Consider the following 25595-nt stretch of genomic DNA (forward strand, 5'->3'; position numbering starts at 1 on the left):
CGCCCTTTAGATTATGTGGGAATTATTGACCAGCACCGAAGCCTGGGCAGCCTTTTTGACCTTGGTGATCATGGAGATCATCTTAGGGGTCGATAACATTGTGTTCATTTCGATTCAAACCGATAAACTCCCGCCCGAGCAACAGAAAAAAGGGCGTAACCTCGGTTTGCTCTTCGCCTTGTTCACACGGATCGTTCTGCTGTTGTCCATCACCTGGGTAATGACTCTGACCACGCCACTATTCAATTTGGCGGATTGGTTTGGTATAGATGGTGAATGGCATGAAAGACTATCGATCTCTGGACGCGATCTTATTTTAATGATCGGTGGGATGTTTTTGATGTATAAGAGTATCAAAGAGATCCACGAGAATGTCGAAGGCGAATCCCATTTGGCCACAGGCAAGAAAAAACCAACCACCTTTTTAAACACAGTGATCCAAATTGGACTTTTGGATATAGTCTTTGGGCTCGACTCTGTGATCACCGCTGTGGGTATGGCAGAAGATGTGGAGATCATGATAGCGGCCGTTGTGGTGAGTATGATCTTTATGGTCTTTAGTCTGAACTTTATTAGCCAGTTTGTGAATCAGCATCCGAGTGTGAAGATCTTGGCCCTTTCTTTCTTACTGCTTATCGGGATCTCCCTGATTGCAGAATCCATAGAACAACCTATAGCTAAAGGGTATATCTATTCGGCCATGGCATTCTCTATTTTTGTGGAGTTCTTGGTGATTCGCGCAGCAAAGAACAAAGGGCAGAAGCGCGCTTCAAATTGATTTTTTAGATAGCCTTAGCCTCTCCTTTATTTATGAATCCTTTAACGCGAGGCCCTTTTTAGTTGCAGTAATTTTGCGTGTTAACCAACCGGAAAAATGCGTAAAATTCTATTATATCTCTTCGGAGCACTTTTGCTGGTAGCTGCCTTTTTTGGAGCCAAAGCGATCATAAGTGCGAACAAACAACCCAAACCTGTAGCCAAGGAAGTTGTTAAAACCGTATTTGTAACTCCTGTTTCTAATACGACGGTTCCTATTACAGTTGCCGCCAATGGAACACTCATGGCTAAGAACAGGTTGTAGTTGTATGCAGAGGTTCAAGGTGTGTTCAACAGCAGCAGTCGCGACTTTAAACCCGGACAAGAGTACCGGCGTGGAGAAGTTCTTTTGCGTTTAGACGCAGATGAGTTTTATGCCTCTGTGCAGTCAGCACGTAGCGAGTTTTACAACCTGATCACCTCCTTAATGCCAGATCTGCGTTTGGATTATCCGGAAGCTTATCCGGTATGGCAAGATTATCTCAGTAGTATAAGTATTGATAAATCCTTGCCAGCATTACCAGAGCTCAAGGATGATAAATTGGGATATTTTATTAGCGGTCGAGGCATTACCACCGCTTATTACAACATTAAGAACCAAGAACAGCGCTTGGGCAAATACGTAATGCGCGCGCCCTTTGACGGAATATTGACTGCTGCCTTGGTCAATAAGGGAACACTGGTTCGAACCGGACAACAATTGGGAGAATTCATTGATCCATCAAGTTACGAATTGGAACTCGCGGTAACTAAGGAATTTAGCGATCTGCTCAAACGAGGTGCGGCAGTGACCTTAGTCAACCTCAACAAGACCCGAACCTATACAGGTACTGTGAGTCGGATCAACGCAAAGATTGATCAAGCCACACAGACCATTGCGGTTTTTGTCGATGTTGCTGCGCCAGATCTAAAGGAAGGTATGTACTTAGAGGCAGCACTAGCGGCTCGTGATCAGGAAAATGCGGTCCAGATCAGTAGAAAATTATTGGTCAACGAATCTGAGGTCTATGTGGTTCGCGACTCGGTGCTGGATCTTATTGCAGTAGATCCTGTTCATTTTTCAGATAAGAATGTGGTCATTAAAGGACTAGAAGACGGTCTGCTTATGTTGTCTAAACCCATCCCAGGAGCCTATCCTGGCATGAAGGTCAAATACATAATGGATGAAGCCCAAGAGGCAAAAACTACAGCACAGCCCTAATTATGAGAAAACTCATTAGTTACTTTATCAAGTTCGAGGTTGCTGTCAATGTCTTGATATTGGCCTTTATCATTTTTGGGGTGATAGGAATGCTGCGACTTAAGTCGTCGTTCTTTCCGCTGCAGGAATCGGAGATCATCAGTATCAATATAGCCTATCCTGGAGCAGCTCCGCAGGAGATAGAAGAAGGAGTTGTTCTAAAAATAGAAGACAACCTAAAAGGCCTTAAGGGTGTGGAACGGGTTACTTCGGTCTCACGAGAAAATGGCGGAAGTATCACTGTAGAGATCGATTCAGACGAAGATATAGACGTCATGTTGGCCGAGGTCAAGAACGCAGTAGATCGCGTGCCTAATTACCCTACAGGAATGGAACCTCTGGTTGTTGCCAAACAAGAGCAGGTTAGACAGACCATTGACTTTGCCATTAGTGGCGAAAATGTAGATCTGGCAACCTTAAAGCAAATTGGACGTCAAGTAGAAAATGACTTACGGGCGATCGAGGGAATTTCTCAGATCACGGTCTCGGGATATCCGGAAGAGGAGATCGAGATCGCTGTGAGAGAGAACGACCTATTGGCATACAACCTGAGTTTTACCGAAGTTGCTAATGCCGTTGCACAAGCCAATATTTTAAGTAGCGGCGGAAACATCAAGACCGAGGCAGAAGACTATTTGATCCGAGCCAATAACCGGTCGTATTACGGCGACGAACTCAATGGACTCATTGTCAGAGCCAATCCTAACGGAACTATTGTACGTTTAGACGATGTAGCCGATGTTAGAGATCGTTTTTCTGAAACCCCAAATGCGTCTTATTTCAATGGAAATGTGGCGGTCAATATTGGCATAACCAACACCAATAACGAAGATTTAATTTCTTCTGCAGAGGCTGTTAATGCCTATGTAGAGACCTTTAATCAGAAGTACAAAGCGGTGCAGATCAACGTGGTGAGCGATTCGTCTATACGGCTAAACCAACGTACAGATCTCTTGCTAGAAAACGGGGCCATGGGAATTCTTTTGGTGCTGTTGTTCTTGTCCTTCTTTTTAAATACGCGTTTGGCATTTTGGGTTGCCTTTGGCTTGCCAATATCTTTTCTGGGGATGTTCATTTTTGCGGCGCAATTCGGAGTGACTATCAATGTGCTTTCGCTCTTTGGTATGATCATCGTGATTGGGATCTTGGTAGACGATGGGATCGTGATCTCTGAGAATATCTATCAGCAATACGAAAAGGGGAAACCCAGAATACAAGCGGCTATAGACGGAACTATGGAGGTGCTTCCTCCGATTCTATCGGCAATTCTAACTACCATTTTAGCCTTTTCAACTTTTATGTTCTTAGACGGTCGAATAGGGGATTTCTTTAGTGAAGTTTCTGTGATCGTAATGCTGACATTAGGAGTATCTTTAATCGAAGCACTTATCATCTTACCGGCGCATATTGCACATTCTAAAGCTTTATTACCGCCAGAGGAGCAAGAGAAGGAAAGCAATCTGGAATAGGAAAATTCTTTGCTAAACTCAGAAGTTTCAACGTGTATGGCGATCGTTTTATGCGCTATTGCCGCGATAGGATCTATAGCCCAGTTTTAGCCTTCTCTTTAAAGAACCGATTCTTGACCTTTTCGATCTTAATGGCACTGATGATCTTAACCGTCGGAGCCTTCCAAGGAAATGTGATCAAGAGTTCGTTCTTTCCTAGAATTGCCAGTGATCAGGTAAGCATCGATCTGCTAATGCCAGAGGGTACCAATCCGCGCATCACGGATTCTATAATTACTATGGTAGAACGACAGGCTTGGAAGGTGAATGAGGATTTTACCGCACGTCAGACCGGCAACAAGCAGGTGGTTGAAAATATCATAAAACGTGTGGGTCCAGGGAATAACAAAGCATCATTAGCCGTGAACCTATTACCTGGAGAAGAGCGCGATTTTAGCTCGCCAGAGATCACCAATGCTATCCGAAATGCGGTGGGCGAGGTATACGGTGTAGAGCGACTTACTTTTGGTTCCGGAGGAAATTTTGGAGGAAGTCCTGTCTCGGTCTCCCTGCTAGGAAATAATTCCACAGAACTGGAAGCCGCAAAGACAGAACTCCGAGAGTACATGGATAACAATCCATTGCTCGCAGATGTTACCGACACTGATCCGGAAGGTATCAAAGAGATCAATATAGAGCTCAACGAAAGTGCCTACGCCCTTGGCTTGAACTTAAGAGAGGTCATGAGTCAGGTACGCGCTGGATTCTTTGGCTTGCAGGCACAGCGATTTCAGCGCGGGCAAGACGAGATTCGGGTTTGGGTGCGCTATGACAGAACCAACAGAGAATCTATAGAAGATCTTGACCAAATGCGGATCCTTACTCCGGCGGGCACGAGAGTTCCTTTTGGGGAGATAGCTAATTACAGCATAGCTCGGGGAGTGGAATCCATTAGCCACTTGAACGGACAACGTGAGATACAACTCAATGCAGATCTGGCCGATCTGGAAACCAGTCCAACAGAGATCTTAGATGAGATCAAGAACGAAGTGATGCCAGACATCCTCTCTAAATATCCAACTGTAGCGCCATTATACGAAGGGCAAAACAGAGAGGCTCTAAAATTACAGCGCTCTGCAAACGCGGTGATCCCGGTGGTCTTGTTTTTGATCTATGTGGTCATTGCATTTACCTTTAGAAGTTATAGCCAACCGTTTATGCTGATTTTGCTGATCCCATTCAGTTTTATAGCTGTAGCCTGGGGGCACTGGTTGCACAATTTCCCGATCAATATCTTATCGGCATTGGGAATCATTGCTCTAATTGGGATCATGGTCAACGACGGACTAGTACTCATAGGAAAGTTCAACAGCTATCTCAAAGAAGGGATGAAGTTCGACCAAGCTTTATACGAGGCCGGTCGCTCCAGATTCAGAGCTATTTTCCTTACCTCTTTAACAACTATTGCGGGTATAGCTCCACTGCTTTTAGAAAAGAGCAGACAGGCGCAGTTCCTTATCCCGATGGCTATTAGTATTGCCTACGGAATTGCTATTGCCACGGTACTCACACTTATCATTTTACCGTTGATGCTCTCTGTGGCCAACGATATTAAGACCAATGGTTTCTGGTTGATCTCAGGAAAGAAGATCCCAAAAGAGGCCGCAGAAAGAGCCATAAAAGAATTAGAAGTTGAACAGGGGCACAATCAGCCTGCAGCAATGACCGCAGCAGCTCCACAAACTGTTTCCGGTGAATAAGTCAACTTACATACTATTATTTATACTCTTGCCATTGTGCACTATAGGGCAAGAACTACCTCAATTGTCAAAAGAAATTGCGGTGGCAGAAGCTTTAGAGCGCAATTTTGGAATTGTTATCGCTAGAAATCAACTGGCCATTGCAGATGCCAACTCCAGTATTTTGAATTCTCGTTTTTTGCCAATTTTAAGCGCAACAGCAGGCTTTAATTACAGCAACGAAGATCAGGAGGTTACCTTTAGAAACGGAGAGGTTAATTCGGTAAATGGAGCCGAAACAGAGCGTTATAACGCAGCGCTTAATTTGAATTACACCCTTTTTGATGGTTTGGGAAGATGGTATGACTACAAGCGTTTCAAAGAACAGTACAATTTGAGTGAATTACAGGTCCGGCAGACCATAGAGACTACCTTGCTGCAGTTGTTTACCGTCTATTATGAAGTTGCAAGGTTGCGCGAGAATGTTTCTGTGCTAGAACAGACCTACGCCAATACACAAGACAGACTTACGCGGGCTCAATACCAGTTCGATTACGGACAAGTAAACAAATTGGAGGTTCTCAACGCAGAGGTCGATCTGGTTACTGATAGTATTAATCTTATCAATGGAAGACAGCTATTGCGCAATGCGAAACGCGATCTTACCGTGGTGCTCAACAGTGAGCTAGACAGGGAGTTTACAGTAGACACAGCGGTGAATTTTATTAATCCCATCCGCATGGAGGAGTTTTATACAGCTGCTCCACAGAACAATGTCGAATTGTTGATCGCTAAGAGCAATATCCAATTGAGTGATTACAGTTACAAGGCTGCAAAAAGTGTTTTCTTGCCAAGTCTGAATCTCAATGGTTCCTACGGATGGAACGAAGGACAGTTCCCGGTAACCAGTTTTGCCACTAGTAGTACTAGTACAGGACTCTCTGTTGGTTTAAGTTTGAATTGGAACCTCTTTGATGGAGGAACAGGAATCACCAATGTAAAGACAGCGCGTATTCTAAGAGATAATCAGGAGTTGGTCGAGAAGCAGTTAGAGGTAGAGACCGCTAGAAATTTAGCGAACGCTCGCGGAAACTATCAGAATAGTTTAGAGATATATAGGCTGCAAAGACAAAATGTACTGACCGCTCAAGACAATTATGAGCGCTCCGCAGAGCGTTATAAATTAGGGCAAATATCTTCAGTAGAACTCCGACAAGCCCAGATCAATTTGCTCAATAGTCAGACCAATCGAAATTTGGCCAAGTACCAGGCTAAACTGGCAGAACTTGAGCTCTTGCAGCTTTCTGGTCAGATCCTTAATGTAGATTTCTAATAGTTATGGAAGAGCATTTGTTTCAGTGTCCGTATTGCTGGGAAACAATCTCTATGTTGCTCGATCCTTCCGTTTCTCAGACCTATATAGAAGATTGCGAAGTTTGCTGTAATCCTATTGAGATCAGCGTTCGCTTTGACGATCAGCAGCTTAGCAGCTTCGAAGCAAATAGCATAGAACAGTAGTAAAAAAAGGCCCTACAGCCCTTTGCCAGTTTTTAAAAGCGTTGTATATTTGCAGTCCACATCGCGGGATAGAGCAGTAGGTAGCTCGTCGGGCTCATAACCCGAAGGTCGCAGGTTCGAGTCCTGCTCCCGCTACAAAGAAAACCAGAAGCATCGCTTCTGGTTTTTTTATGCCCTGAAGCCACGAGCTTGCTCGATGGCTTAAAGGGGCATAAAATAAACCGATATCGCGCAGCGATATGGTTTTCTTTGTAAAGCTACCCCACTCAGGACCATTTTTTGCGGATGCAAAAAATGAATCCTGCCTTCTGCTTGTAAGGCAAAGAAATAAGCCATCATCGCAAAGCGATGAGGCTTTCTTCGTGAAGCTTCCCCCTAGGACCACTGCAGCAGAGCAAAGCGCGCTGCAGTGAATCCTGCTCCCGCCAAAATAAGCGCAACCCTCACCGGAGGTGAATAGTTCAATACTGAGTTTGCGAGCAAACTTGTTTGCGTAAGCAAACGAGGTATTGAAATATAGTTGCGAAGCAACTGAGGGTTGCGCTTTCAGCATCGGCGTGAAAGGAAGATTCATAAAGTGAATCAATCCTGTAGTTTTGCGTAAGCAAACGAGGTATTGAAATATAGTTGCGAAGCAACTGAGGGTTGCGCTTTCAGCGTTGACTCTGAACGATCATTTACGCAGTAAATGAATCCTGCCACTAAGTTTAGTTTATAAGCTGCCCGCGCTAGCGATCGCAGATATCTTCATCAAATGTCTATTAGACGTTTGGTTTTACTGTTGTAAAACTACATTTCGATAGCCTCTAAGCAACGCGAAGAGATAAAGCGGAGAGCGCGGTGCTGTAGAGTGCAAAGTGCTACTACGGCAAGCGCCCAAAAAAGCACACAAATCACAAGGCTCTTAATTTTCTTTAAAAAGAATTAAATTCGATATAGTTAATTATTAAACCTTGTAGAGTAACTGATGAGAGCTGTATTTGTCTTAATGCTTCTTTGTGGAATTCTTTCTCCATCTATTGCCCAAACTGATGATTATGAGCTTGGGATGATTATTGATTCTGTAAGGGTGTCAGGTACAGAAAATGAGACCTTTGCCCTTTATTTGCCTACTTCCTACAGATCAGAGGTCTTGTCTCCTATTGTCTTTATTTTTCACCCTGGGGGTTCTGGTAGCCATGGAGTGAGCCTCTTTGTAAAAGCAGCAGAAAAATATGGTTATGTCCTGGTGTGTTCGAACAACAATAAAAATGGTCCTCAACAACAGAATTTCGATTATACCAACAGGCTCTTTGAGCATATTTTTTCCAACTTCAACATAGACAATAATAGAATTTACACGGCTGGCTTTTCCGGTGGATCTAGATTGGCCACAGCCATAGCAGTACTCACCAAACGTATACAAGGCGTTATAGCCTGTGGGTCCGGATTTCCTGGGAATGTGGCTCCGGTAGGAATCGAGAGCTTCTCCTATGCCGGAATCGTAGGAGATCGAGACATGAACTATATGGAAATGAAGAACAACAAAAAGCTGCTCAGTGCCTTAGGGGTATCCAATGAGTTGTTCACCTACGGAATTGCTCATCAATGGCCTACGCAAGACCAGCTTGTTGTGGCTTTTGATTGGTTGCAGTTGGAGGCTCATAAAAAGGGATTGGTGGAATTGGATCTTTCTGAATTGGAAGAACTGTACCAGCAAGCACTAAAGCGTGCGGAATTGAATTATGACCCGAAGAATTTAGTTCGACTACATGAACGTTACGAGCGGGCCGCGAACAATTTTAGCAGCTTTTTCGGTGTAGACAGTATTGTTCAAAAAGCCAGATCCCTGAGGGCCACGGAAGCATTCAAAACTCAGCAGCGTCAGTATACTGAAGCTTTGATAAAAGAGCAGGAATTGGCCGAGACTTATACCCAAAAACTATTGGAGGATATTGAGAAGTCAAAGCCCAATGCCCAACCTTGGGAAAAGCGGATTGCGAAGATCTTACAGCAGATAGAGGAGACTTCGGATCCTTTTGAAAAGCGTATGTTTCAAAGAATAATCGCTCAGTTGGCTGTAACCTCCTACGAAGCGGCCTACAGCAGAAGCGACTCTTTAACTTTACAACAACTTATGTTCTGTTTTGATGTCTGGATCTATACGGCGCCCGATCGGCCTTACGGTTATTTTGTTCAGATGAGAAATGCTATGAAGATCCCAGATCAAAAGTTAACACTCAATTACCTAGAACGCCTTATTGCCAGTGGTTACAAGGACTACAAATCCATAGCCAATTTTGAACCTCTAGATCCGCTCAGAAATTCGGCAGAATATCAAGAAATCATTCAAAAAATAAAAAACGATAATAAATGATAAATTTCTGCCTTACTGTGAAATGCCAAAACAAAAAAACCACAACAGATTTAAGAATCCATTGTGGTCTTTAGGTTTTTAGTGTTGCTTTTTAGAAGAGCAGATTCATTGCTATGAGTAGGATACAGATAGCCAGACTACCCAATAGCGTATTGAGCACTACTTTAGGTTTTTGAACCGTCAGAATAGAAGCTAGCACTCCAGTACACATTACCACTGCCATAAATACCTGAGCCATTTGCCAAAATGAGCTGCCGTTCAAAAATATCGTATATACGGCTATTCCGCCCAAACAGGTCGATACAATGATCGCCGTTGAAGCGTAGAGCATAAAATTTTCTGTCCAGTCTTGATTCAGTTTAGCATATAGTGCACTCATGGTATTTGATTTTAATTGTTTACACCACAAAACTAAAGGGCTAGAAGCGGCTAGAATATGATATTGGTCAGCTCGACAAATTCCTTTTGAGGATTTTTGGCACGAGAGTTGTTATATATTAAACGACACTCATTTTAATGATTGTCAAGGAATTGAAACATAAAGTAAATGCCCGAGCATCCCTAAAAAGAAACAATTCCATGCCTTGAAATCTGTCTTTACTAACGTATACTTGCAGATAAGAAATACAATCAAAAAAGCGCGACTTATACAAGCCGCGCTTTTTTAATGACACTCTATTTTAGCCTCTATTTTCTGCGGATTTAATTTAGGAGAGACATAGGGGATTCCCAAGCCCAATCCTCGAAGGATAAACAAACAAGCTATTAAAGCGACCATAACCGGAATTGCTTTGCGAATTTTGAGCTGTATGGTTTTGTTCAAGAAATTTCCGGCATAGATGGCTCCTGTCATTAGGGGTAAGGTACCCAGACCAAACAGCACCATATACAGGCTTCCTTGCCATGGATTGGCCAAAGCCAAAGAACCGAACACAGCCATATACACCAGACCACAGGGTAAGAACCCGTTGAGGAGTCCAAGGGTTAAAAAGGTGTCCGGGCGTTTGGATTTAAGGGCTTGTCCTAAGGCAGACTTAAGTTTGCCAATTGCTAGCGCCAAAGGTTTGGAAAGACTGTGTTTAAAGAGTATTCGCTGTGGAATCGTCACTGTTAACAACAGGAGCACTCCGGCTATGATGCTCAAGTATTGTTGCGCCCCGAATAAAGAGAGTCCTTTTCCTAAGAATCCGAAGACAAGTCCTAAGAGTCCGTAAGCAGTGAATCGGCCTAAGTGATAACTGCCTATCTGTACCAAGCGAAGGCTGTGGTTGTCTCGACTGACAGGTAAAAGAAAGGCAATAGGGCCACACATGCCAATGCAATGCAGGCTACCCAATAAACCTAATATTAAGCCGGAAACTAGCATTTAATACTGTATAGTGGTTTCGTATAGAAATGGTTTTCCTTGGTACTCCCACGATACTTTAATGTTCCAGCGACCGTCCAACAAGCGGGTTTCAGGTATGAGCAAATTGGATTCCGATAGAACTAATGGAAAGTCGGAATCGAGATGCTTGTCAGACGGTCTGTATAGGAACACTGTACCTTTAGTATTTTCTTTATTGAGTTCTTCTGGAAACTCTAGGATCCAGCCCTGCGGAGCTCTTTTGCTCACTATTGGCCCAGAGAGGGTAGCTAGATTCTGTTTGGCTTCCAGCTGCTGATTCAAGACCAGCTCTTGTTTATAATAATCTTCTACCACCAATTCGTGGTCGTATTTGGAATCGGTCATCATGGTGATGACAAAATACAGGATGAACCCAATGAACAGCAGCATGCCGATCACCAGTCCTGTTCCCCAATTCAATTTTACAGTGCTCATACCGTTTGAATTTTATTGATAACTGATAGGGCCTAAAAAGGTGGTTTTAGCCGTTTCGATCAGCTCGTCCCCACTGTAGACCCCGATTTTTAATTTGATATTGTCTGCATCTACTTCCCTTCTTGGGATGTCGATGTATAAGGTTCCTTCTGCCAAGCCTTGTCTGGGCACATCAAAGGTGTCCATACTCACAATGGTCACTGTTCCATCGTGAGAAAGCAGTTTAAAAGTAATATCGGCCACCTGGTCGCTGGTTTTGTTCACCAGTTTGTAGGTGTATACATTGCTGATGATGTTATTCTCCTTCTTCTGATACAGCTGTCCAGGCAGTCGAAGAATAGTAGCCTCCAAGTCGTTTCTCAAGAACAGCATCCCGCTAAAGATCCCGATCAAGATCAGTAGTACTGCAGAATAGCCTTTAAGACGCGCATTGAAGGTGAATTTGGCCTTCTTTTCTATATTGTCCTCGCTAGCGTAGCGAATAAGCCCTTTAGGCAGATTTACTGCCTCCATCATGGAATCGCAGGCATCTATACAAGCCGTACAGTTCACACATTCCAATTGGGTACCGTTCCTAATGTCAATTCCGGTAGGGCATACGTGCACGCATTGAAAGCAATCGATACAATCGCCCTTGCCACTAGCTGCGCGATCTTCGTTCTTTTTAAACTTGGCCCTACCAGCCTCTTTTTCTCCCCGCTTGTGGTCGTAAGCTACTACTATGGACTTGTTGTCTAGCAAAACACCTTGTAAGCGGCCATAAGGACAAGCGATAACACAGACCTGTTCTCTAAACCAGGCGAACACAAAGTAGAATACCGCAGTAAAGATCAGCAGCGATATAAAAGTGCTCATGTTCTGCAGCGGACCTTCTGTGATGTATTCCAAAAGTTTGTCACTGCCAATTAAGTAAGCCAGAAACACATTGGCTATCAGAAAAGAGATGATAAAGAACACTGTCCATTTGGTCACTCTTTTTCTGATCTTTTCCGCATTCCAAGCTTGCTTGTCCAGGCGGATCTGTTTCCCTCGATCGCCTTCTATCCAATACTCAATACGTCGAAAGACCATCTCCATAAAAATGGTCTGAGGACATATCCATCCGCAGAAAAGTCGGCCAAAGGCCACTGTAAAAAAGATCACAAAGACCACCCCAATGATCATCATTATTACAAAGAGGTGAAAGTCTTGTGGCCAAAATGGAAACCCAAAGATGTTGAATCGACGCTCCAGCACATTGAGCAAGAGGAACTGATTCCCATTTACTTTTATAAAGGGAGCGGAGAACAAAAAAGCCAGTAGCACATAGCTTACAATTTTGCGGTACTCGTAAAAGCGACCGCTGGGTTTTTTAGCAAATATCCAAGCGCGCTTGCCCTTATCGTCAATAGTGGCAATGCTGTCTCTGAATACTTCGTTCTCCGGGGTTTCCATGATAGTGGTCTTAGTTCATCGAGATCCCAGCCGTAGCGGTGGAATCATTGATCACTTCGGATGCTTCCAGTTCGGACTCTACTGCTTCGGAGCCGGCATTTGGATCGACCCATAACTCGCCATCAGCCGGCAAGGCATCTGGTGGATTACTACCTTGCATGCTCAGTACATAACTGGCTAACTGTGCAATTTCATTTGGCGTAAAGGTTCGGTTCCAGTTTACCATACCTTTCCCGGGGCGACCTCCTTTAGAAATGGTGGTAAATACATTGCTAATACCTCCGCCCAAGATCCAATATTCGTCTGTAAGGTTAGGGCCAGTAAGTCCACCACCGTCTGGTTTATGGCATACGGCGCAGTTCTTCTCAAAGCGATTCTTACCGGCACTTAGGTCTGCTGCATCGGTTAGCATGACTACTGTAGATGCATCTACCAGGTCTTTTGCTTGTGCCTTATAGGCTTCTACGGCGATACGAGCTTCTTCCATCTGAATTTCGAATTCTGTGGCCTGATCCGCTCCTTGAAAAATGTGGTATTTGGCCATGTAGATCACTCCAAAAATGATGGTCACATAGAATCCGTACAACCACCAAGGCGGAAGTTTGTTATCCAGTTCTTTTATACCGTCGTAATTGTGATCTAGAATGATCTCGCCTTCTTCTTCTATAGGGCGACTGCCCAATAGTTTCTTGTAAATACGCTTAAGGCCAGCAAATTGGTTGGCTTTTGCCTCTGCAGTTGCTGCGTCGTATTTAGCGCGTTTTTCTTCGTCCATGGCGCGGTAGAGGATACTATTCAAAGCCTCCACGCTGTATTCAATTGCCATGGCGAATAAGAAAACAAACACCACTACTCCCCAAAGAATTGGGTGTTCGGCATAAGTGTATTCGGTTCCTGTGTCCACTACCCAATCCAGTACAAAGTAGGCCAGAATAGTGACCAGAGCGATTCTTAAATAAGCATATGTATTTTTCATGATGTAGCGTTTTGTTGGTTATCGTCATCCTCTAGCGGAATGTTGCTGACTTCTCTGATGTGCTCTTTCTTGGCAGTGAAAACCCACCAGAAAAGCAACGAAAAGAACACGAAGAAGATGAGCAGTGAAATGATTGGGTAAACCTGTACCCCGTCAATTTGTTCTAAAGATCCTTTTACAAATTTTAGCATGATTACGGTTGGTTTTTAGCGGTTACGTCTTCTGCATTCTCGATCTTAATGTCCGTACCCAAACGCTGCAGATATGCGATCAAGGCGACTACTTCACGATCTTTCATTTCTATAAATTCCGGATTGCCGGCATTCTTAGCTTCTGTATAGCTCTCCTTAAAGTCCGGATCGTTCATCAAGTTGCTCTCAATTTGAGCTCCTTGCTCGTCCATCCAAGTCTGAGCGCGGGCAACATCCTCATCAGTGTAAGGCACGCCTAAACTGATCATAGCACGCATTTTAGCCTCAGTCTTAGATTTGTCTAAACCGTTTCTTATAAGCCAGGTGTATTTAGGCATGATAGAACCTTCTGATACTGACTGCGGATTGTTGAAGTGACGCAAATGCCAACTGTCGTTGTATTTGCCTCCAATACGCATAAGGTCTGGCCCGGTGCGTTTGGATCCCCAAAGGAAAGGGTGATCATATACGTATTCTCCAGAACGCGAATACAAGTTATTGCCTGTCCAATCGTAGCGTTCTACCTCCGAACGGAACGGACGAATAAGTTGCGAGTGACACGCATTACAGCTTTCTCTGATATAGATGTCACGACCTTCTAATTCCAATGGAGTGTAAGGCTTCACTGTGGTAATGCGCGGCACATAATCGTCTACCAAAAGCGATGGAATGATCTGTACGATACCTCCAATAAGGATCGCAACAGTTGCATAGAGTGTCAAACGAACCGGACGACGCTCCAACCAAGTGTGGTAGCCTTCTTTAGCGGTGCGTTTTGCAGTTACGCGTTGCAGCGGAGCAGCCTCAGCTAACTCATCGGTTACTTTACTTCCTTGTTTTACGGTCTGAACAATATTGTAGATCATCACGATCACCCCAAGGATGTACAAACTACCCCCAATGGCACGCATCCAATACATCGGCATGATCTGGTCTACAGTTTCCAAGAAGTTACCGTAGGTCAATGAACCGTCTGGATTGAATTGCTTCCACATAGAAGCCTGAACAAATCCAGCTACGTACATCGGCAAGGCGTAGATGATAATCCCCAAGGTTCCGATCCAGAAGTGGGCATTGGCCAAACGAATAGAGAACAAGGAGGTTTTAAACAGTTTTGGAAACAACCAGTAGATCATACCAAATGCAAGGAAACCGTTCCAAGCCAAGGCGCCAATGTGCACGTGAGCAATAATCCAGTCGCTAAAGTGAGCTACTGCATTGATGTTCTTTAGCGAAAGCATTGGACCTTCAAAAGTTGCCATCCCGTATCCGGTAATAGCCACTACCATGAATTTCAATACCGGGCTGGTGCGTACCTTATCCCAAGCACCTCGCAAGGTCAAAAGTCCGTTGATCATCCCACCCCAAGAAGGTGCTATTAACATGACCGAAAAGGCCACCCCAAGGTTTTGTGCCCAATCTGGCAGTGCAGAATAGAGCAAGTGGTGTGGTCCCGCCCAGATATAAATAAAGATCAGTGACCAAAAGTGAACTATAGATAAGCGATAGGAATAAACCGGTCTGTTTGCGGCTTTAGGTACAAAATAGTACATCAGCCCTAAGAAAGGTGTAGTTAAAAAGAAGGCTACTGCATTGTGGCCGTACCACCATTGTACCAGCGCATCTTGAACTCCTGCGTAAGCAGAATAACTTTTAAGCGCTCCAACGGGCATTCCAATGCTGTTTACAATATGCAATACAGCAACGGTAACAAAGGTTGCCAGGTAAAACCAGATCGCCACATAGAGGTGACGCTGTCTTCTGCGCAATATCGTCCCGATAAGGTTGGCCCCAAAGACCACCCAAACCAAGGCAATGGCAATATCAATGGGCCATTCCAATTCGGCGTATTCTTTAGAGGTGGTGTAGCCTAGCGGAAGCGTTATCGCTGCAGATACGATGATCAGCTGCCATCCCCAGAAATTGATCTTACTGAGCAGATCGCTAAACATTCTGGTCTTGAGCAGGCGTTGAGTAGAGTAATAGACCCCCGCGAAGATCGCATTACCCACAAAGGCAAAGATCACCGCATTGGTGTGTAAAGGTCTCAATCTACCAAAGCTCAGCCAGGAAATGCCATCTGTCAGGTTGGGGAACATAAACATAAAGGCCAGTAGGAGTCCTACGGCCATCCCTATGATACCCCAAAAAATACAGGCTATCAGGAAATTCTTGACAATTTTGTTGTCGTAATAAAACTGTTGTGTTTCCATAGATTTACAGTTGCTCGTTGGTTGAATCTTTTATAGTTGTAGTTGATGTTTCTGGTCGTTCCTTGACCAACTCATCTTCGAATAACATGCGTACGGCAGGTGTATAAGTGTCGTCGTATTGTCCGCGCTTCACAGAAATGATAAAAGCGATGAAAAAGACTATCGCCACGCAGATGCTCACACTTAATAAGAGAAAAATAATACTCATACCTGATTAGAATATTGGTGTAAAAGTAGCGGTGGGCGAGGGCGGAAAATATGACATTGGTCAGTTTCGATTTTTTCTGTTGGATTTTAGCAGGCGCATGCCAAAGTATCGCGTGCTAATGGTGGTGAAGATCACTATGCTAATAGAACTAAGCGGCATTAAAATAGCAGCAACCACAGGCTCCAGATGTCCAGTGACCGCAAAGCCCAAACCGATCAGGTTGTATAAGAGCGAGATGGCAAAACAGCTGTATATGATCTGCTTACCTAACTTTGCCAGACCAAAGAAAGCTGCAAGTTTTTCAAAGGAATCAGCTTGCAAAATGGCATCGGATGCTGGAGTGAACACATTGGTGTCTTCTGCTATAGCGATACCGATATCGGATTGCGCCATTGCCCCTGAATCGTTGAGGCCGTCGCCTATCATCATCACCTTATGACCTTGGTCTTGTAGAGATTTTATATAATCGAGTTTGTCTTGAGGCGATTGCTGGTAGCGGACCTCAGTTCCAGCGGGGATCAAAGCGTTCAAATGACTGGCCTGGCTGTCATTGTCTCCCGTTAGCACCGCTAATTTCTTATTTGTAGCTAAGCGCTGCAGTAGTTCTTTAAGACCTTGGCGATATTCGCTTTGAAATACATAATGCCCTTTATACTGCGCTCCGCTGCTAATATGTACTACTGCACCTTGGGCCGTTGCACTAGCCTGATTGTGAACAAAACTAGAAGCACCTATCTTCATGCTTTGTTCGTTCTTGGAGGCTCTGATCCCCTGGCCAAGCGTTTCGGAGAAATCGTCTAAACTCACGATCTCTTGCTCTTCCAAGGTGTTGTATAAACTGCGACTCAAAGGGTGATTAGAAGCTCTGAGCGAACTGTATAGTAAGCGTTGTTCTTCTACACTTAAAGGTAAACCGTGATAAGAGAACGCACTTTGGGCTGGCGTACTCAGTGTACCTGTCTTGTCAAAAACTACGGTATCGATACTGCTCCAATTTTCTATGGTTGCACTGTTTTTAACGTAGCAGTTATTGCGCCCAAAAAGACGCACCAGGTTTCCTAAGGTAAAAGGTGCACTCAAGGCTATAGCACAAGGGCAAGCAACTATGAGTACTGCAGTGATCACATTGAACATCATACTCGGGTCTAGAAACCACCAGATCAAGCCGCTCAGTACTGCGATGCTAACAATGGTAATGGTAAATCGTTTGCTGATCTGATCGGTCAAGCTGTTAAAGCGCAAGCTTTTCCCCTTGTCAAAGGCCGCATTACCCCAGAGCTGGGTCAAATAGCTTTGACTTACCGTTTTAGTTACCTCAATTTCTATGGCTGCCCCACATTGTTTACCACCGGCATAAAGGGTTGCTCCTGCACTTTTGTGAATGGGTAAGGCCTCTCCCGTAACAAAGCTATAATCTATTAAAGCCTCACCTTGTTGAAGTTTTCCGTCTACAGGGATGATCTCGTTAGAACGTATAAGTAAGTGATCACCTTTTTGAATGTCTTTTAGTGGGATCTGTGTTTCCTTTAATTTGCCTTTATGTTTGCTTAGGCGAGTAACTCCGAGTGGAAAATAGGACTTGTAGTCCCGTTCAAAGGAGAGGTAAGAATAGGTTTTCTGTTGGAAGAACCTGCCTAATAGTAGAAAGAAGACCAAACCACTGAGGCTGTCAAAGAATCCCGGACCCCAATCCATGATCACATCGATCACTGACCTTAAAAATAACACACTTACTCCAAGAGCTATCGGTAGGTCTATATTGAGCATGCCAGATCGCAAGCCCTTAAAGGCCGCTTTGAAATAATCCGAAGCCGCATAAAACACCACTGGTAGTGAAAACAGCAGCATTATGGTTCTAAACATGGGCTTGTAATGTTCTAGCCAGATCTCATCGAAATCAAAATACTCCGGAAACGACAGGAACATAATGTTGCCAAAGGCAAATCCGGCTATCCCCAATTTATAGATCAGACTGCGGTCTTCTTTGTGCTGATCTTTCTCTGCGGAGGCCAGGTTGATCTTGGGCTGGTAACCAATGCGACTCAGCAATACTACAAGCGCCTTTACAGACAACTCCTTTTCGTTGAACTGAATCTGCGCTTTCTTGGCCGGAAAGTTCACTGTGCTACTGTACACCCCGGGATGTAATCGACCAAGATTTTCCAAGACCCAAATACAGGAGCTGCAATGAATGGCAGGAATTTCAAAACTGATAAGCTGTCGATCTCCTTCGCTGAATTGCAAAAGACTGGCAGCGATCTCAGGGTTGTCGAGATAATCGAAATGTGTTGTTGCTTTATTTTGGGAGGTGCCCGGAGCTTTTTCGAGCTCGTAATAAAACTCCATGCCGTTCTGATGCAAAATGTCATAGACCGTTTTGCAGCCGTTGCAACAGAATGATTTTTGTTGATGTATGATGGGCGATCGTCCGCAGGGATCTCCGCAGTGATAACAGGCTTCCATAGTTTTGCTCTAATACCTACAGCAAAGATGCGCAGCACGGCTTTGTAGAACTATGACGAATGTCATTCTTGTAGTTTGGCAAACTGTGGTATCTTTAATCCAATTCAAATCAGAACTATGACACGCATATTGCTGCTCACCGATTTTAGTGAAAACGCGACCCAAGCCATACATTATGCCTTTGCATTATGGAGTGGCCAGCCTTGCGAATTCTATGTGCTCAATGTGCAGAAGTCTTCTGATTTTACTACAGATGACCTACTCACCGCTAAGCCGCATGAGAGCATATTTGCCAGTATAATTGCAGATAACAAAGCGGCATTAGATACCTATATCAAAGGTTTGGAGCAATTTATTACAGACGAAGATTTTAAGCTGATCCCCAAGGTGGATTACGATGTCTTTACAGATTCTGTAAACCAAGTGATTGCTGGCAACGCCATAGACTATGTGGTGTTGGGAACCAATGGCGCCAGTGATGCTAAGGAGGTTATTTTTGGGAGCAATGCCCTGCAAGTTATTCGCAATGTTGCTTGTCCAACACTGATAGTACCAGAAGGGTTCAATTATCGTCCTTTGGCTGAGGTATTATACACGCAAACCGAACAGTTCAATCCAGATGCAGAGCAGCTTAAGCCCCTGGTGCAATTACTTGCAGATCGTTCTAGCAGAGTGCATTTGTTGGCCATTCATACTCCAGACAGTTCAGATTTAAAACAATTGGAAGAGACCTTAGCCGCTTTAGCAGAAGATCCGTTTGGCGTTTTAGAGACCGAAGCTGTTGTGGAGACCTTAGAAGGCTTGCCAGTGCCTCAGGCCGTGAATGCCTACGAGCAGCTCAATGAGGTCGATCTGCACGTTTTTGTGGTGCAGAAAGAATCGTTCTTGAAACGTTTTCTCTTCGGATCCGATACCGGTCAGATCAGTCATAAAACTAGAGTCCCGCTCTTAGTCCTCCACCAAGAGTAGTTGTTCTTTTTCTAAGGCATTGAGCAGTAGCTCGACATAGTCGTTGATATTGCGTTTAAAATTGCCGTCAACCACATCGATCTTCCCGCTCCACAAGAGTTCTCGAGCTTCCCCCGGACAAATACAATACAAATTGGTTTCGGTATGATAGAGTTTATATTGTTGCGGTACCGATCGGGTTTCGTAATACTTCTGCGATTGCATATAGTCTTGCGCAAAATCATCGAAGGTTTCGCCTATATCTCTAAAGGATTGCACCATGGTCACTTTTTCTGTAACCCCTAGGATCTTGGTAAAGAGTATGGCGTCAAAACCTGCGTCTAGCAGCTGTTGTTCGATAGCGTCTAGATCTTCTTCGGATTGTTCATTTTGCAAAAAGGCAGACTCAAAGAAATCTACCGAACGCACGGCTATCACACCTTTGGACTCTAAACGAGTACTCAGAGTGCCTTCGTAGATTCGTCGGTTGTTCAGATCGTCCGAGAGGCCTATGACCAAGACCTTGTTGGCTTCGTAGACTGGTGTTTCTTGGCTTTTCCAACTGCTAATGAGTTGCGTTGAACGACAAGATACCATCAGCAGAAAAACAAAAATTACAAGTGCAGAATTTTTCATCAAATTTTAAATTTTGTGCTTATTTCATAGCGTTAAGGCCTAAGATTCGGTGTGTAAGGTAAGTACCGGAACCTTAGAGTGATAGTTGAGTTCTCTAGCCAATGGTCTTCTAAACCAATTGGAGAAGATACCGTGTTTAGGATTTATAAAGGCCACCATGCTACTATCGCGACTTTGAACAAAGCAGTTCAAACCTGTAGGAATGTCCACATTTTCCAAAAGGTGGAAACTGTGTTCTACTCCTTGCAGCATAGTCGTTAGGAGTTTCTTTTGATTTTTCTGATCCGAATCCAAAGGCTCATCGCTAATGTGCAAGACCCTGATCGGTGCTTTGCACAAATGCGCCATAGTGGTCAAATGCTGCATTTGCTGCTTTTTATATCCTTCTCTAAAACTGGTCGGAAAAACGATCTCTTCCATGCGTCCAAAAATTGCCGATTTGGGAATTGCCAAAACCGGGCAACAGCGAATCTTTTCCATTACAGCCAAAGTGTTACCTCCTAAGAGCACATCTATGGCATCCGTCGCACCTTTGGTCCCCATTATGACCAGATCAATGTCCTTGTCGCGACATACATTGGCAATAGCCTCTGTTAAAAAACTGTATTCCGAGATATAATGAAATCGGTGTTGTGTGGATTCATCTCTAAAGGCCAATTGGCGTGAGAGTTTTTTTAAACCAACTGCCGAAGCCTCCTTGAGCTCATCTAGCTGTGGCAAGCCGAGTTGTGAGGCCATAAGGTTTTCGGTTATTTGTGTACTCGGTGTGTAGGCGTGCAATACATAAAAGTCGCAAGCTTCTTTGTCAAAGAGTTCTATGGCGTATGAGATCGCATTCCAGGAGTTCTTTGAAAAATCTGTGGGTAGTAGGACACGTTTGTTCATAGTCGATGAATTTGATATGAAACTACACTACCAGAGCTACTAAAACTATGATATATGTCAGCAGCGATTACTCGTGAAGCAGCAGTACAGGGAGTTGGTTCTCAAAAACCGAGGCGTGTCCATTGCTTATAGGGTTAAAAAGCAATTGTTCGCAAAAACTGCGATTTTTAGCCAGTAAGCCCAATACACCTATAGGGTGTTTTTGCTGATACTCATCTAAAGCGGCATAAAGTGCTCCGCCGTGAATCTCGTCAAAAGCCTCAGGATCTTCAATGAACTCGTTTAAAAATTCGCGGTTGGCCAATTGAATCGCATTGAGCTCCGGGTTGTTCTTACTAAAGTGCAATACTTTAAGGCGCAGCGCATTGGTTCCTGCAAAACCCATCAAGGTATTGAGAACGCTACTCTGATAGTAGTTGTTGTAATTGGTCGCAAAGGCCAGGGTAGCCGTTGGTTCTAAATTAGCTTTTGGAGGTACTATCAAGAACGGACACTGCACTCTAATGATAACATCTTGCGCAAAACGTCCGAGTTGCGGCTGTTTCTCTTCCGAACAACACCCAATGACAATTAATTCAATATCGTGTTTAAGGACCATTTTACGCAAGGCCTCTACCGGAGGCAAATCCAAAAAGTGGACATCAGCACGATGCCGTTTTGGATCGAGATGTTTTTGAAAATTGACGTTGAATTGTTGAAGTTTTATCCGATTAGAAGCGCATTTTTCTCCTTTACAGGGTAGCTTGGGTGGTTTTCTGCCGGGTTTAGAATGGCAGTCGGATACGTAGACCAAATGGTAGTGCACAGATTCATTGGCAAAGCACCGCGCCGCATACTGGGCGGCATGTGCTGCATTTTTTGAAAAATCCGTTGCAATTAGAATCTTGCGCATAATACCTATAGATTGCTCCAAAGGTAAGCGGACACTTTGCGCTAAAGAATGACAAAAGTCAGTTTTGCTATTCCATCTGCTCCAAAGCGATCAGATCGAGGATCTTTATGTTGCGTCCTTCTATGGCGATCCAGCCATTTTTCTTGAACTGAGATAAGGTTCTGATAAGACTTTCTGTAGCAATTCCGGCAACGCTGGCCAGGTCGTGTCTAGAAATTCGGATCTGTTGTTCAGAATCATCATTCAAGATGGCCGCGAACTGTAAGATGGTCTGGGCAGTTTTTCTGCGGACCGAACCGTAGGCCATTTGCAGTAGCTGTTCTTTGATGTTGTTTATGTCGTCTGCGAGCAAGTTAATAAGCTCTAAGGTCAGTTGCTGATTCTCTTCGAGTATGTTGACAAACTCTTGTTTAGAAACGGCCAGTAGTTCTGCATCTTCTAGGGCAGTTGTAGACTCGTGATGCGCTCCGTTCTCCAAGATCTGCTCCAGACCTAGAAAGCTTCCTTCTTTTCGTAAAGAGGTGATGAGTTCTTTGCCGTTCTCGTCCATGGTAAAGCACTTTACCACTCCGGAGTTTATCAGGTAGATCTGATGAATTCTGTCTCCTTGTTCATAAATGGACTCGCCCTTCTCGTAGCTTTGAATTTCACCCTTGTCTCCTAAAAAGGCGATGAGCTCGGGTAAGTTTTTGAGATTGCCTTCTTCTTGCTGCGGATTTGCCTCTTGCTGTTTTTCACTTACCTGATTCAACAAAGTGGATTTGGCTAAACGGCTCTTAATTGCGCTGAGCAATTCATCCTCATCGCAGGGTTTGGTCAAGTAGTCGTCTGCTCCCATATCCATCCCCATACGGACTTCCTTGTGCTCAGTTTTAGCAGACAGAAATATAAACGGGATGTGCTGCGTCTTGTGATGATCAGACAGCGCTTCCAGAACGCCGTAACCATCTATTTCTGGCATCATAATGTCACAGATAATCAAGTCTGGAACTTCTCTTAAGGCTTCTGTGATGCCTCGTTTTCCGTTTGGAGCTGTAAGGACCTTGTAGCCATCTAGCTCTAATAGTTCTGCGGTGTTCTCTCGCAGTACCGTATCGTCTTCTATCAATAAGATAGTTTTAAGCTCATCCATGATTCTCTTTCGTTGGAATTTGAATAGTAAAAACTGTGCCTTCTCCGGGCTCACTGCTAAAGGAGATCTGACCTCCCAAGTTTTCCAAATGGGTTTTTGCGATATTGAGACCAATACCGGTTCCCTGGGTCAGTAAGGCATTTTCCGCTCTAAAATAGCGATTAAAAATATGTTTTTGATCGGCCTTGGGTATCCCTATCCCTTGGTCTTTGATGTGTAAGGTCAAGAGATCGTTCTCGTGTTCCCCTTCTATGGTCACCCGAGTGCCCTCACCTGAATACTTCACCGCATTCCCAACCAGATTAGATAGTACCAGTTCTAAAATCTTTTCGTCGAATAGGAGTTCTACTTCTTCTAAATTGTCTGGATAATTGATGCGCTGGCCTTCTTTAAGTAGGGTGCTAGCATCATAAACTACCTCGTTAAGCACTTTGCTCAAGGGGAATCGGCTGTAATTGTAGCTCACTTTGCCGGTTTCTAGTCTTTCTATAGATAAGAAATCGTTTAAGATATTGTTGAGGTATTTTACCTTGCTTTTAATGGTGTTGAGGTGTTTGTCACGCTTGTCTTGCTGCTCGGAGGTCTTGTATTTAGAGATCAGGGTCGCAGAACTCAAGATTCCGCTTAACGGGGTTTTAAACTCATGCGATACCAAAGACAAGAACTTTGTTTTTAGTTCTCCGAGTTCCCGCTCCTTTTGCAAGGCTTCCTTGGTTTTGGCCTCTGCTTCAATTCGTTTTGCGACTTCTTTGCGGAGCACCTTTACCGCATCGTCGAGTTCTTGTGTACGCTCTTTGATCTTGTCTTCGAGCTGTTCGTTGAGTTCCAAGATCTGACGCTGGTGTTCCACCCGTTCCGATATGTCGATCACAATGGCCATTACGTAACGCTTTCCGTGTAATTCAAAAGGATTTAGACCAGCTTCTAAGGGGAACTTACTTCCGTCTTTCCGTTGGCCGTATAGCTCACGGCCTTGCCCCATAGTACGTTTAGAGCTTTGGTGCATAAAGCCGTCCACATAACCAATATGGGCCTTGTGGTATTCCATTGGGATGAGAATGTTTAGCGGTTCGCCCATTAGGTGTCCCGGGGGATAGCCAAACATTTGGTGCGCTGCTGTATTTGCCGAGGCGATGCGTTGATCCGGAGCCACTACGATTATTCCTTCGGAAACCGCATTGAAGATGGTTTCCACTATATTGATATCTCCGGGGTTGCTCATGTTCATTGCACTAAAAATAAGGATTTTTTAGCCCCTTTCGCTGCTGATATTTATCATTATTTTAAAGGGGAACTTATTCTAGTTTTACCTAAATTTAATCGATATGAGCACAAAAGAACCCTTAGCCCCTTTTTATCAGCATCTTGGGCATCTGTTTTATGCCGTTGCTGCTAGTGATAAGGTGGTCAGAAAATCAGAAATGGAAACCCTGCAGGCCATGGTATTATCCAAATGGGTGCCTTTAGGCGAAGCGGAAGACGAATTTCACACCGATCTGGCGTATCATATTGAGATCGTGTTTGACTGGCTCAAGCACAACGCCAAGGGTGCCGAAGAGTCCTTTGAAAGATTCGCCACCTATGTGGAAGCCCATCCGCAGGAGTTTACCCGCAAACGCAGACAGATGATCTGGCAGACGGCCAATGATATCGCAGAAGCCTTTAGCGGCACCAATAAATCAGAACTCATCATGCTTTCTAAGTTACGATTGCTTCTCAATAAAATCGAGTAGATGAAAAGTTCCTTTAACGAGCTTGTCTCAAGCCATCCTTTGGTTCTGGTAGACTTCTATGCTACCTGGTGTGGCCCCTGCAAAGCCTTAGCGCCCATATTGAGTGAGGTCAAAGCGGATTTGGGCGACAGTCTTAAGATCGTTAAGATCGATGTAGATCAACATCCAAAACTCGCTGCAGCACAGCAGGTACGAGGTGTACCGACCATGGTTCTTTTTAAGAATGGAAAAGCGGTTTGGAGACAATCCGGTCTGCTTCAAAAATCCGCAATAATTCAAACTGTAAATCAGCACAGCTAAAGTGAACCTAGCGTCTTATATAGATCATACATTATTAAATCCTACCGCTACAAAAGCGGAAATAACGGCCCTTTGTGAAACGGCCATCGAACATCAATTCAAAGCTGTTTGCATCCCTGAATCTTATTTAGAGCTAGGGAGTCAAGTCTTGGGCGATTCTTCGGTTGCACTGTGTACAGTTATCGGGTTTCCCTTAGGATACGATTCTACAGCAGTAAAGGTCTTTCAAACAAAAACCGCCGTTGCCAAAGGAGCTACAGAAATCGATATGGTGATCAATCAAGGTTGGTTTCAAGCCGGCGACTACAATGGAGTGACGGCAGAGATCGCTGCAGTGAAACAAGCGACCCAAGGGAATTGCTTAAAAGTGATTATAGAAACGGCCAATCTCGATCCGACTCAAATTGCTCGCGCTGCGAGCTGCGTTCTGAGCGCAGGAGCAGATTTTGTCAAAACTTCAACGGGTTTTGCCTCTAGGGGTGCTTCTTTAGAAGATATTGCCATTTTGCAAGCCCAGGTTGGTGGAAAAATCGGGATCAAAGCCTCCGGAGGAATCAAAACCCACAGTCAGGCTATGGCTATGATCGAGGCTGGTGCTACACGTATAGGGACCTCCAATGGGGTGGCCTTACTAAAACCTTAAAT

Annotated in this window: 24 protein-coding genes, 1 tRNA gene and 1 pseudogene; 12 read left to right on the forward strand and 14 right to left on the reverse strand. The window is 44.3% G+C overall.

The window, feature by feature from the left end; translation table 11 throughout:
* Nucleotides 1–13 precede the first annotated feature (13 nt).
* From BTO09_RS08945 to BTO09_RS08975, 8 genes and pseudogenes are all read left to right on the forward strand, one after another.
* Nucleotides 14–778 (forward strand): TerC family protein, encoded by a 765-nt coding sequence (locus BTO09_RS08945; protein ID WP_087524444.1) that lies wholly within the window; start codon nt 14–16, stop codon nt 776–778.
* 96 nt (nt 779–874) lie between these two features.
* Nucleotides 875–1081 carry a hypothetical protein gene (locus BTO09_RS14670; RefSeq protein ID WP_369826864.1) on the forward strand — a complete coding sequence of 69 codons (207 nt, stop codon included), beginning with the start codon at nt 875–877 and terminating at the stop codon, nt 1079–1081.
* On the forward strand, nt 1082–2017 hold the full coding sequence (locus tag BTO09_RS08950; RefSeq protein ID WP_369826865.1) for an efflux RND transporter periplasmic adaptor subunit: 936 nt from the start codon (nt 1082–1084) through the stop codon (nt 2015–2017). It begins immediately after the preceding gene.
* Between the two features lie 2 nt (nt 2018–2019).
* A pseudogene (locus BTO09_RS08955) lies at nt 2020–5264 on the forward strand (efflux RND transporter permease subunit).
* Nucleotides 5257–6576 (forward strand): TolC family protein, encoded by a 1320-nt coding sequence (locus BTO09_RS08960; protein ID WP_232454943.1) that lies wholly within the window; start codon nt 5257–5259, stop codon nt 6574–6576. The pseudogene BTO09_RS08955 and the gene BTO09_RS08960 overlap by 8 nt, the downstream one beginning before the upstream one ends.
* 5 nt (nt 6577–6581) lie before the next feature.
* Complete coding sequence (locus BTO09_RS08965; protein ID WP_087524446.1) at nt 6582–6761, forward strand: CPXCG motif-containing cysteine-rich protein; 180 nt, start codon at nt 6582–6584, stop codon at nt 6759–6761.
* A 62-nt stretch (nt 6762–6823) separates the two neighbouring features.
* Nucleotides 6824–6896, forward strand: a tRNA-Met gene (locus BTO09_RS08970).
* 832 nt (nt 6897–7728) lie between these two features.
* Nucleotides 7729–9117 carry a hypothetical protein gene (locus BTO09_RS08975; protein ID WP_157663474.1) on the forward strand — a complete coding sequence of 463 codons (1389 nt, stop codon included), beginning with the start codon at nt 7729–7731 and terminating at the stop codon, nt 9115–9117.
* Between the two features lie 91 nt (nt 9118–9208).
* Here the strand turns inward: BTO09_RS08975 and BTO09_RS08980 are convergent, their stop codons facing one another.
* From BTO09_RS08980 to BTO09_RS09020, 9 genes are all read right to left on the reverse strand, one after another.
* On the reverse strand, nt 9209–9496 hold the full coding sequence (locus BTO09_RS08980; protein ID WP_087524448.1) for a hypothetical protein: 288 nt from the start codon (nt 9494–9496) through the stop codon (nt 9209–9211).
* 285 nt (nt 9497–9781) lie between these two features.
* Nucleotides 9782–10483, reverse strand: a complete 702-nt coding sequence (locus BTO09_RS08985) for a sulfite exporter TauE/SafE family protein (RefSeq protein ID WP_087524449.1) — start codon at nt 10481–10483, stop codon at nt 9782–9784.
* On the reverse strand, nt 10484–10939 hold the full coding sequence (locus BTO09_RS08990) for a FixH family protein (protein ID WP_087524450.1): 456 nt from the start codon (nt 10937–10939) through the stop codon (nt 10484–10486).
* A 12-nt stretch (nt 10940–10951) separates the two neighbouring features.
* Nucleotides 10952–12373, reverse strand: coding sequence for a cytochrome c oxidase accessory protein CcoG (ccoG, locus tag BTO09_RS08995; protein WP_087524451.1), 1422 nt, complete (start codon nt 12371–12373; stop codon nt 10952–10954).
* 10 nt (nt 12374–12383) lie between these two features.
* Nucleotides 12384–13349: a cbb3-type cytochrome c oxidase N-terminal domain-containing protein gene (locus BTO09_RS09000; protein WP_087524452.1), complete on the reverse strand. Its 966-nt coding sequence runs from the start codon at nt 13347–13349 to the stop codon at nt 12384–12386.
* Nucleotides 13346–13540, reverse strand: coding sequence for a cbb3-type cytochrome c oxidase subunit 3 (locus tag BTO09_RS09005; RefSeq protein WP_087524453.1), 195 nt, complete (start codon nt 13538–13540; stop codon nt 13346–13348). The genes BTO09_RS09000 and BTO09_RS09005 overlap by 4 nt, the downstream gene beginning before the upstream one ends.
* Nucleotides 13541–13542: 2 nt before the next feature.
* Nucleotides 13543–15753 carry a cytochrome-c oxidase, cbb3-type subunit I gene (ccoN, locus tag BTO09_RS09010; protein ID WP_087524454.1) on the reverse strand — a complete coding sequence of 737 codons (2211 nt, stop codon included), beginning with the start codon at nt 15751–15753 and terminating at the stop codon, nt 13543–13545.
* Nucleotides 15754–15757: 4 nt separating this feature from the next.
* Nucleotides 15758–15961: a cbb3-type cytochrome oxidase assembly protein CcoS gene (ccoS, locus tag BTO09_RS09015; protein WP_087524455.1), complete on the reverse strand. Its 204-nt coding sequence runs from the start codon at nt 15959–15961 to the stop codon at nt 15758–15760.
* 60 nt (nt 15962–16021) lie between these two features.
* Nucleotides 16022–18424, reverse strand: coding sequence for a heavy metal translocating P-type ATPase metal-binding domain-containing protein (locus BTO09_RS09020; protein WP_087524456.1), 2403 nt, complete (start codon nt 18422–18424; stop codon nt 16022–16024).
* 117 nt (nt 18425–18541) lie between these two features.
* Between BTO09_RS09020 and BTO09_RS09025 the strand changes: the two genes are divergently transcribed.
* A complete protein-coding gene (locus BTO09_RS09025; RefSeq protein ID WP_087524457.1) occupies nt 18542–19393 on the forward strand; it encodes a universal stress protein in 852 nt (283 codons plus the stop codon).
* On the opposite strand, the gene BTO09_RS09030 is transcribed toward BTO09_RS09025, so the two are convergent.
* From BTO09_RS09030 to BTO09_RS09050, 5 genes are all read right to left on the reverse strand, one after another.
* A complete protein-coding gene (locus tag BTO09_RS09030) occupies nt 19373–20008 on the reverse strand; it encodes a hypothetical protein (protein WP_087524458.1) in 636 nt (211 codons plus the stop codon). The two genes, BTO09_RS09025 and BTO09_RS09030, sit on opposite strands and share 21 nt — an antisense overlap.
* 39 nt (nt 20009–20047) lie before the next feature.
* Nucleotides 20048–20893 carry a universal stress protein gene (locus BTO09_RS09035; RefSeq protein ID WP_087524459.1) on the reverse strand — a complete coding sequence of 282 codons (846 nt, stop codon included), beginning with the start codon at nt 20891–20893 and terminating at the stop codon, nt 20048–20050.
* Nucleotides 20894–20960: 67 nt separating this feature from the next.
* On the reverse strand, nt 20961–21785 hold the full coding sequence (locus tag BTO09_RS09040) for a universal stress protein (RefSeq protein ID WP_157663475.1): 825 nt from the start codon (nt 21783–21785) through the stop codon (nt 20961–20963).
* A gap of 67 nt (nt 21786–21852) precedes the next feature.
* Complete coding sequence (locus BTO09_RS09045; RefSeq protein ID WP_087524461.1) at nt 21853–22917, reverse strand: response regulator; 1065 nt, start codon at nt 22915–22917, stop codon at nt 21853–21855.
* A complete protein-coding gene (locus BTO09_RS09050) occupies nt 22910–24145 on the reverse strand; it encodes a PAS domain-containing sensor histidine kinase (protein ID WP_087524462.1) in 1236 nt (411 codons plus the stop codon). Before BTO09_RS09050 ends, BTO09_RS09045 begins: the two co-directional genes overlap by 8 nt.
* Before the next feature lie 97 nt (nt 24146–24242).
* Here BTO09_RS09050 and BTO09_RS09055 point away from each other — a divergent pair, with 97 nt between their 5' ends.
* Genes BTO09_RS09055 through deoC form a run of 3 tightly spaced genes read left to right on the forward strand, consistent with a single transcriptional unit; the run spans nt 24243 to nt 25593 of the window.
* Complete coding sequence (locus BTO09_RS09055) at nt 24243–24650, forward strand: hypothetical protein (RefSeq protein ID WP_087524463.1); 408 nt, start codon at nt 24243–24245, stop codon at nt 24648–24650.
* On the forward strand, nt 24651–24950 hold the full coding sequence (gene trxA, locus BTO09_RS09060; protein ID WP_087524464.1) for a thioredoxin: 300 nt from the start codon (nt 24651–24653) through the stop codon (nt 24948–24950).
* 1 nt (nt 24951) lies between these two features.
* Complete coding sequence (gene deoC / locus BTO09_RS09065) at nt 24952–25593, forward strand: deoxyribose-phosphate aldolase (protein WP_087524465.1); 642 nt, start codon at nt 24952–24954, stop codon at nt 25591–25593.
* The last annotated feature ends 2 nt before the right edge of the window (nt 25594–25595 follow it).

Origin of the sequence: Gilvibacter sp. SZ-19 (assembly GCF_002163875.1) — a bacterium.
Lineage (GTDB): Bacteria > Bacteroidota > Bacteroidia > Flavobacteriales > Flavobacteriaceae > Gilvibacter.